The organism is Mesorhizobium sp. M1E.F.Ca.ET.063.01.1.1 (assembly GCF_003998155.1).
Classification (GTDB): Bacteria; Pseudomonadota; Alphaproteobacteria; order Rhizobiales; family Rhizobiaceae; genus Mesorhizobium.
In genome coordinates this window covers 1-2257 of sequence record NZ_RZSC01000876.1, presented here as the reverse complement: position 1 = coordinate 2257, position 2257 = coordinate 1, and the positions used below count along the sequence as shown (strand labels likewise).

At 67.4% G+C, this 2257-nt stretch carries 1 protein-coding gene and 1 pseudogene; both read left to right on the top strand.

Annotation, left to right across the window (positions count from 1 at the left end):
• A partial coding sequence (locus EOA29_RS33685; protein ID WP_127222219.1) for a DUF4159 domain-containing protein occupies window positions 1-1810 on the top strand: 1810 nt, incomplete at its 5' end.
• Between the two features lie 3 nt (window positions 1811-1813).
• A pseudogene (locus EOA29_RS33680) lies at window positions 1814-2257 on the top strand (hypothetical protein); the annotation flags it as partial.

The following is a 2257-nucleotide window of genomic DNA, read 5'->3' as shown; positions in this document are numbered from 1 at the left end:
CTACTACATTCGCCGCGCCCTGCAGCCCTTCGCCGATCTGGTCGAGCCGTCGAGCGCCGACCTGGCCGACGCCATTCCGCAGCTTCTCGACCAGAAGCCGGCGATGATCATCATGGCCGATGTCGGCACCATTCCCGAGCAGGTCCGGCAACGGCTGGTCGACTGGGTGAACAATGGCGGCACGCTGGTGCGCTTTGCCGGCTCCCGGCTGGCCGCCGCCGGCAATGACGACGACCTCTTGCCGGTCAGGTTGCGCAGCGGCGAGCGTGCGCTGGGTGGCGCGCTGTCCTGGACGACGCCGCAGCAGGTCACCGAATTCCCGAAGAACGGCCCGTTCGCCGATCTCGCGCCGCCAACCGAGGTGACGGTCAGCCGGCAGGTGCTCGCCGAACCCACGCCCGACATCGTCGAGCGCACCTGGGCGACGCTGGCCGACGGCACGCCGCTGGTGACAGGTATGAAGAAGGGCAAGGGCACGCTCGTGCTCTTCCACGTTACACCCGAAGCGACCTGGTCGAACCTGCCGATCTCCGGCAGCTTCGTCGAGATGCTGAGGCGCATCGTGCAACTGTCGCGCAACCAGGGCGCGGCGGTCGCCAATGCCGAGGCCACGGCCGCATCGCTGGCGCCCTATCGCATGATCGGCGCCGACGGCGCGCTGGTGCCGCCGACGCCCGATGCGCGGCCGCTCGTGCCGGGCGCCGGGCCGTTGCCGGTGACCCTGGAAAACCCGCCCGGCCTCTACGGCTCGGAGACAGGCGTCTTCGCCCATAACCTGCTCAATGCCTCCAGCACGTTCACACCGCTTGCCCGGCCGCAGATCTCGCTGCCGGTGACCGCCATCCCCTACGCCTTCGACGAATCGGAGAATCTGAAAGGTCCGCTGGTCACGCTGGCCCTCCTGCTGATGCTGCTCGACACGCTTGCCGTCTTGTGGATGGGCGGGCTGTTGTCGCGCCGGCCGCGACGCGCCGCGGCGACCGCTGCTGCCGTGCTGATCGTGCTTGGCGGGCTCTTCGGCCATACCGATCTTGCCCGCGCGGACGATTCGAAGCCCGGCGACTCCCAGGCTATCGAGGATATTTCGAAAACCCGCATCGCCTATGTGATCACCGGCGAGCCCGGCGTCGATTCGATCAGCCGCGCCGGACTCGAGGGCCTGACCCGCTTCCTGGTCGAGAAGACGGCGCTGGAGCCCGGCCCGCCGGCCGGCGTCGACATCGCCAAGGATGAGTTGACCTTCTATCCGCTGATCTATTGGCCGATCGACGCCACCGCGCCGATGCCGAGCGAAGCGGCGATCGCCCGCATCGACGCCTACATGCAGCAGGGCGGAACGGTTCTCTTCGACACGCGCGACCAGTTCTCCAACGGCATCGACGCGGGCTCGGCAAGCCCCGCCACCGAACGGCTGCGCGACATCCTCGCCAATCTCAACGTGCCGCCGCTGGAGCCCGTGCCGTCGGACCATGTGCTGACGAAATCCTTCTTCATCCTTCCGGAGTTTCCGGGCCGGTTCAACGGCAGCCCGCTCTGGGTTGAGGCCTCGCTCGACGCCAGTAATACCGAGAACCGTCCGGTGCGCACCGGCGACGGCGTTTCGCCGATCATGATCACCGCCAACGATTTCGCCGGCGCCTGGGCCGTCGACGAGAACGGCGACCCGATGCTGCCGACCGTGCCGCCGGATCCGATGCAGCGCGTCTACGCGCTGCGCGCCGGCGTCAACATCATGATGTACATGCTGACCGGCAACTACAAATCCGACCAGGTCCATGTGCCCATCCTGCTCGAACGGCTGGGGCAGTAGTTCATGAACTGGTCGATCTCCTTCGAACCGCTCGTCTCCTGGCCGCTGTTCGGCCTTGTCATCGCGCCGCTGCTGTTGCTTGCGCTGGCCGGCCTGTGGTTCCGCCGGCGAGGCTCGTTCCTGCGCTTCATCGCCCTCGTCGCGCTCGGCGCGGCCCTCCTCAACCCGGTTTTCCTCGATGAAGAACGCGAAGCGCTGAAGAGCGTCGTTGCGGTCATCGTCGACCGCAGCCAGAGCCAGGACATCGGCGACCGCACCAAGCAGACCGACGAGGCGCTGGCCGGTCTTCAGCAGCGTCTCGGCCGCTTCAAGCAGTTTGACGTGCGCATCGTCGACGCCGGCAAGTCGGAAGTCGCCGACGAGCGCACCGAAACCAGGCTGTTCAGCGCGCTGGAGGGCGCTTTCCGCGACGTTCCGCCCTCACGCATCGGCGGCGCGGTCATGATC